This window comes from Pseudomonas sp. 14P5.3.2 (assembly GCF_057799175.1).
The window spans coordinates 1-523 of record NZ_JBYOKU010000081.1 but is presented as its reverse complement, the minus strand read 5'-3'; the positions used below and the strand labels follow the sequence as shown (position 1 = coordinate 523).

General features: G+C 62.9%; 1 protein-coding gene. It reads left to right on the top strand.

The genetic code is table 11. The annotated features are described in order from the left end of the window. Positions 1-523, top strand: a 523-nt coding sequence (locus AC27VU_RS28910) for a contractile injection system protein, VgrG/Pvc8 family (protein WP_488725412.1), incomplete at both ends; no start/stop codon positions are given.

Sequence of the window (523 nt, the reverse complement as noted above, 5' to 3'; positions counted from 1 at the left end):
AGAAGGTATTCACTACCACTTCCAGCACAGCGCTACAGCGCACAAGCTCGTCTTCGGCGATGACCAGACGGTGTTCCCGAAACTCAAGCCTGTGGCCTACCAGCAAGACTCCGGCATGGTCGCCAGCAACCCGGTGATCAAGCGCTTCGACCTGCGCCTGGAAACCCGCACCAGCCGCACCACGCGCCGCGATTACGACTTCGAAAAACCGCGCCTGACGCTGGAAAGCGAAAACCGCGGCGACGCCCTGCCCGATCTCGAAGACTACGACTACCCGGGCCGCTTCATCGACCGCGAGCGCGGCAAGCACCTGGCCAAACGCGCCCTCGAACGCCACCGCAGCGACTTCCAGCTCGCCGAAGGCAAGAGTGATCAGCCACTGCTGGTCAGCGGTCATTTCCTTGCCCTGACCGAACACCCGAAGGCCAAGTGGAACGACCTGTGGCTGCTGACCGAAGTCCTGCACGAAGGCAAGCAGCCGCAAGTGCTGGAAGAGTCGGTGACCAGCGACACCACCGCGCTG